Origin of the sequence: Sphingomonas sp. CCH9-F2 (genome assembly GCF_001556735.1) — a bacterium.
Classification (GTDB): Bacteria; Pseudomonadota; Alphaproteobacteria; order Sphingomonadales; family Sphingomonadaceae; genus Sphingomonas; species Sphingomonas ginsenosidimutans.
In genome coordinates this window covers 1-5,895 of the sequence record NZ_LSJO01000686.1, presented here as the reverse complement: position 1 = coordinate 5,895, position 5,895 = coordinate 1, and the positions used below count along the sequence as shown (strand labels likewise).

Below are 5,895 nucleotides of genomic sequence, written 5' to 3'. Positions count from 1 at the left end.
TATTGGGATGCCGAGATCAAGCGCGCGCAGGTCGACGGGCTGCCCGACTTTCCCGTCTATACCCGCAAGGTGCATACCGATGTTGCGTACATCGCCTGCGCGCGGCGGCTGCTGGCGGCGGAGGATGCGGTGTTCCCGCAATTCGCGACGCACAATGCGCAGACGCTGGCGACGATCCACCACATGGCGGGCGAACCGTTTTCGACCACCCGCTACGAATTCCAGTGTCTGCACGGCATGGGCGAGCCGCTCTACGACGAGGTCGTCGGGCCCGACCGGCTGGGCCGCCCGTGCCGCATCTACGCCCCGGTCGGCACGCATGAGACGCTGCTGGCCTATCTGGTCCGTCGCCTGCTGGAAAACGGCGCCAATTCGTCGTTCGTGAACCGTATCGCCGATCCCGAGGTGGCGATCGGCGACCTGATCGCCGATCCCGTCGCCACGGTGCGCGCGATGGCGCAGCCGGGGCAGAAGCATCCGCAGATCGCGTTGCCGCGCGAACTGTACGATGCGCGGCGCAACTCCGATGGCCTCGACCTCAGCGACGAAAGCGTGCTGGCGACGCTGGGCGAGGCGATGCGGCACGGCGCGCACGCCGACTGGCGCGCGGGCGCGGCGGGCGCGGCGCGGCCGGTGCTGAACCCCGCGGACCATCGCGACCGGGTGGGTACGGTGTATGAGGTCACGCCGGAGCAGGTGCGGCAGGCGACGGCGCGGGCGGCGGCGGCCGCGGCGCGCTGGGCACAGGTGCCGGTGGCAGAGCGTGCCACCTGCCTCGATCGCGCGGCCGATTTCATGCAGGCGCGGATGCCGCAGCTGCTGGGCCTGATCGTGCGCGAGGCGGGCAAATCGCTGCCCAATGCAATCGCGGAAGTGCGCGAGGCGGTCGACTTCCTGCGTTATTATGCGGCGCAGGGGCGGGGCACGCTGGGCGCCGGGCAGCGGCCGATCGGGCCGGTCACCTGCATCAGCCCGTGGAACTTCCCGCTGGCGATCTTCACCGGGCAGGTCGCTGCCGCGCTGGTCGCGGGCAATCCGGTGCTGGCCAAGCCGGCCGAGGAGACCCCGCTGATCGCTGCGCAGGGCGTCGCCATCCTGCAAGAGGCGGGGGTGCCCGCCGACGTGCTCCAGCTGCTGCCGGGTGACGGCGCGATTGGCGCCGCGCTGGTCGCCGCGCCGGAGACGATGGCGGTGATGTTCACCGGATCGACCGAGGTCGCGCGGCTGATCCAGCGCGAACTGGCCGGGCGCCTGCTGCCCGATGGCGCGCCGATCCCGTTCATCGCGGAAACCGGCGGGCAGAATGCGATGATCGTCGATTCGTCGGCGCTGGCCGAACAGGTGGTGGCGGACGTCATCGCCTCCGCGTTCGACAGTGCGGGGCAGCGGTGTTCGGCGCTGCGCGTGCTGTGTCTGCAAGAGGATATCGCCGACCGCACGCTGGCGATGGTGAAGGGCGCGCTGCGCGAACTGTCGATCGGGCGCACCGACCGCCTGTCGGTGGATATCGGCCCCGTCATCACCGCCGAGGCGCGCGACACGATCGAGGCGCATGTCGAGCGGATGCGCGCGCGCGGCTGTGCGGTCGAGCGGATCGTGCCCGCCGGCGACACTGCGCATGGCACGTTTGTGGCGCCGACGATCATCGAAATCGCGGACCTCGCGGATCTGGAGCGCGAGGTGTTCGGCCCGGTGCTGCACGTCGTCCGCTTCCGCCGCGCGGGGCTGGACCGGTTGATCGACCGGATCAACGCCACCGGCTACGGCCTGACCTTCGGACTGCATACGCGGCTGGACGAAACGGTCGCGCAGGTGACCAGCCGGGTGAAGGCGGGCAACCTCTACATCAACCGCAACGTCATCGGCGCGGTGGTGGGCGTCCAGCCGTTCGGCGGGCGCGGGCTGTCGGGCACCGGGCCGAAGGCGGGCGGGCCGTTGTACCTCGGCCGGCTGGTGACGGGGGCGCCGTTGCCGCCGGCGCTCGCGTCGGACGCGGCCGATCCTGCCGCGCGCGATCTGGCGCGCTGGCTGGAGGAGGCGGGCGATGCCGCGGGTGCAGAGCGGGTACGTGAGGCGATCCGCCATTCGCTGCTGGGCGGGACGACCGAACTGGCCGGGCCGGTGGGCGAGCGCAACCTGTACGCGCTGCACCCGCGCGGGTGCATCCTGTTGTCGGCGCAGACGCGGGACGGGCTGATCGACCAGCTGGCCGCGACGCTGGCGGCGGGGAATGACGCGGTCGTCGCGACCGCCGCGCAGGTGCGCGACGGGTTCGGCGATCTGCCCGTCACGGTCGCGCATCGCATCCGCTGGGCGCACGACTGGCGCGGTGAAGGGCCGTTCGCGGGTGCGCTGATCGAGGGCGACGACGCGGCGGTCCGGGCGGCGCTGCGCGCGCTGGCCGAGCTGCCGGGGCCGATCGTCCTGCCGCAGGCGGCGTCGGCGGGCTATCGCGCCGAATGGCTGGTGGAGGAGGTATCGACCTCGATCAATACGACCGCGGCAGGCGGCAACGCCAGCCTGATGGCGATGGCGTAGCGTGCCTCGAACACCGGATCGGAGCGCGTGCCGGTCCGATGACTCGGGTCAACGCCGCGATCGGCCGTCCAGCGCGGGGACGATCCGCGCCGCCTCTGCCGGTTCGATGCCGGGGCGGGGCGGGGCGGGGATCGTCTCCTCGCCGCGGATCGCGCGGCCGGCGCGCTGGATCGCCCCGGTCAGCCGCGGGTAGATGCCGCAGCGGCAGATGTTGGTGATCGCCGCCGCGACCGCATCCTCCGATGGCGACGGATCACGCTTGAGCAGTGCGGCGGCGGCCATCACGATGCCGGGGATGCAATAGCCGCATTGCGGCACCCCCTCCGCGATCAGCGCAAGCTGGACCGGGTGCGCGCGCTCACGCGACAGCCCCTCGATCGTAGTAACGAACGCCCCCTCGATTTCGCCGAGCGTGACCTGGCAGGAGCGCACCGCGCGCCCGTCGATATCGACGGTGCAGGCCCCGCACGAACCGCTGCCGCAGCCGTATTTCGTTCCGGTCAGGTTCGACGCATCGCGCAGCGCCCAAAGCAGCGGGGTGTCGGGCGGCAGGCGGTATTGGATCGCCTCATTATTGACGGTCAGCCGGGTCATCGCGGCCGGCATAGACGATTTGTGAACGTTGCACACTTTCGCGATGCGCGGCGGCGCGCTAGGGCGCCGCGTTCGCCTGAGCGCGAGAAAGAGGGAGGATGCGGCTGATGCATGTCAACACCACCAATGCGGCGGCCGCGGGGGACGCCCGGCACGGCTATGACGCGCCGGACCTGCGCGTCTTCGTTTTCGCGCTGTTCTTCATCTTCGGCGGGATCACCTCGCTCAACGACATCATCATCCCGAAGCTGAAGGAGCTGTTCACGCTCGACCATGCGACGGCGATGCTGGTGCAGACCGCCTTCTTCCTCGCCTATGCGCTGTTCTCGCTGCCGGCCGCCGCGATCGTGCGCCGATTCGGCTATATGCGCACCGCCTCGATCGGGCTGGTGACGATGACCGCGGGGTGCCTGTTGTTCATCCCGGCATCGGCCAATGCCGCGTTCGGCATGTTCCTGTTCGCGCTGTTCGTGCTCGGCGCGGGCATCACCATCGTCCAGGTGGTGGCCAACCCGCTGATCTCGCTGCTGGGCAAGCCGCAGACCGCGTCGAGCCGGCTGACCTTCGCACAGGCGTTCAATTCGCTGGGCACCACGCTGTTCCCGCTCGCCGGGTCCGCGCTGATCCTGGGCGGGCTGGCCAATGTCAGCGCCGCGACGCTGACGGGTGCGGCGCTCGACGCCTATCGTGCCGAAAGCTCGCGCACGATCGTCCACACCTATCTGGGCCTGGCCGTCGCGCTGCTGGTGATCGCAGCCGTCGTGTGGACGCGCCGCAACCGCCTGCAGGAGGAACAGGACCACGAAGGGTCGATCCTCCGTGCGTTCACGCTGCTGGCGCGTCCGCGCTTCGCGGTCGGCGTGCTGTGCATCTTCCTGTACGTCGGTGCCGAGGTTTCGATCGGCTCGCTGATCGTCAACTACCTGATGCAGCCGAGCGTGATGGGGCTGGCCGACAAGGCGGCGGGCGATCACGTGCCCTTCTACTGGGGCGGCGCGCTGCTCGGGCGGTTCGTCGGCGCGTGGGTGCTGACCAAGGTATCGCCAGGCAAGGTGCTGGCGACGGTGGCGGTGGGCGCGATCGTGCTGATTGCTATTTCCGCCAATACCGCCGGCTTCGTATCGGGCTGGTCGCTGCTGGCGATCGGGCTGATGAACGCGATCATGTTCCCCACCATCTTCAGCCTGGCGAGCGAGGGGCTGGGCAAGCGCGCGGCCGAGGGTTCGGGCGTGATCGCCACCGCGATCGTCGGCGGTGCAGTGGTGCCGTACATGACCGGCGCGCTGGCCGACGCGACCCACAGCCTGCAACTGGCGCTGGTGCTGCCGGCGGCCTGCTATGCGGTGATCGCCGGCTACGGCGTGTTCGCGCGCAAGTCGGCGGTGGCGGTCGGCTGATCCGCGCCACCGAGTAGGGCGGCGCGCGCAGGGTCAGTGACCCAGCGCCGCCACCTCCTCCGCGGAGAAGCCCAGGTCGGCGAGGACAGCCGCATCGTCCCGCGCGCCGGGCATCCGCGGCGCGGCGGTGCCGCTGACCGAGTAGCGCGGCGCGGGCGCGGGCTGATCCACCCCGTCGACGGTAACGAACGTGCCGCGCGCCCGATTGTGCGGATCCGCCAGCGCCTCGTCGAAGCCGAGGACGGGGGCGAAGCACACCTCGTGGCCCTCAAAGGTGGCGACCCATTCGTCGCGTGTCTTCGTCAGGAACAGGCGGGTCAGTTCCTCCTTCAGCGCGGGCCATTGCCGCGGGTCCATCTGCGCATCCCAGCGCGGATCGGTCAGCCCCATGACGGTGCGCAATCCGGCGTAGAATTGCGGCTCGATCGCGCCCAGCGAGACATGGCGGCCATCGGCGGTTTCGTAGGTGTCGTAGAAATGCGCCGCGGTATCGAGCAGGTTGGTGCCGCGCTGGTCGGACCAGCGCCCCATCGCTCGGAACCCCCACATCATCGTCATCAGCACCGCCGAGCCGTCGGTCATCGCGGCATCGACTACCTGCCCCTCGCCGGTGCGCTGCGCGTGGAGCAGCGCCGCAAGCATCCCGAACGCCAGGAACATCGCCCCGCCGCCGAAATCGCCCGCCAGGTTGATCGGCGGCGTCGGCTTCTCGCCCGCGCGGCCCAGCGCGTGGAGCACGCCCGAGATCGCGATATAGTTGATGTCGTGGCCCGGCTGCGGCGCCATCGGCCCGGTCTGGCCCCAGCCGGTCATGCGGCCGTATACCAACCGCGGATTGTCGCCCAGCAGCACGTCCGGCCCCAGCCCCAACCGTTCCATCACGCCGGGGCGGAACCCTTCGATGATCGCATCGGCGTCCTTCACGATGCGGCGCACCGCCGCGACCGATGCCGGATCCTTCAGGTCGAGCGCGATCGAGCGGCGGTTGCGCAGCAACGGATCCTTCGCATCGGTCGAAAAGCTCAGCCCCGGCTTGCCCCGGTCGATGCGGATCACCTCGGCGCCATGATCGGCCAGCATCATGCCCGCGAACGGCCCCGGGCCGATGCCCGCAAATTCAACGATCCGAATGCCGTGCAAGGGTCCGTTGGCCACGCCTGTCTCTCCGCTGTGTCGTTCTTGCCCGTGGAATAGAACGAAGCGGCGGGCGGCACAACAAAAGTTATGTCGTCACCTCCGGCGATAGGGATTGCGGATATGCTCCATCCAGCCGGCATGGATTTCCTGCGCGGTGCCGGCGGGGGGTGGTTCCGGCTGGCGCTGCGCGGGCGGGGTGAGGCGGGTTGCGGCCGGGGCGGTCGTCGCC

General features: G+C 70.2%; 4 protein-coding genes. 2 read left to right on the top strand and 2 right to left on the bottom strand.

Features of this window, described 5'->3' with window-relative positions:
- The coding region (putA, locus tag AX685_RS19760) for a bifunctional proline dehydrogenase/L-glutamate gamma-semialdehyde dehydrogenase PutA (protein ID WP_066491859.1) at nt 1-2,538 on the top strand (2,538 nt) is incomplete at its 5' end.
- 48 nt (nt 2,539-2,586) lie between these two features.
- Here the strand turns inward: putA and AX685_RS19755 are convergent.
- Nucleotides 2,587-3,132 (bottom strand): (2Fe-2S)-binding protein, encoded by a 546-nt coding sequence (locus AX685_RS19755; protein WP_066491863.1) that lies wholly within the window; start codon nt 3,130-3,132, stop codon nt 2,587-2,589.
- 107 nt (nt 3,133-3,239) lie between these two features.
- Between AX685_RS19755 and AX685_RS19750 the strand changes: the two genes are divergently transcribed.
- Entirely contained in the window at nt 3,240-4,529 is a 1,290-nt protein-coding gene (locus tag AX685_RS19750; RefSeq protein WP_066491861.1) for a sugar MFS transporter, read from the top strand.
- A gap of 33 nt (nt 4,530-4,562) precedes the next feature.
- Here AX685_RS19750 and AX685_RS19745 read toward each other — a convergent pair whose 3' ends face one another.
- On the bottom strand, nt 4,563-5,684 hold the full coding sequence (locus AX685_RS19745) for a CaiB/BaiF CoA transferase family protein (RefSeq protein WP_066491858.1): 1,122 nt from the start codon (nt 5,682-5,684) through the stop codon (nt 4,563-4,565).
- Nucleotides 5,685-5,895 lie beyond the last annotated feature (211 nt).

Excerpts from the sequence above, each read along its gene's own strand:
- AX685_RS19755 (WP_066491863.1), bottom strand. The coding sequence starts at position 3,132 with ATGACCCGGCTGACCGTCAATAATGAGGCGATCCAATACCGCCTGCCG.
- AX685_RS19750 (WP_066491861.1), top strand. The coding sequence starts at position 3,240 with ATGCATGTCAACACCACCAATGCGGCGGCCGCGGGGGACGCCCGGCAC.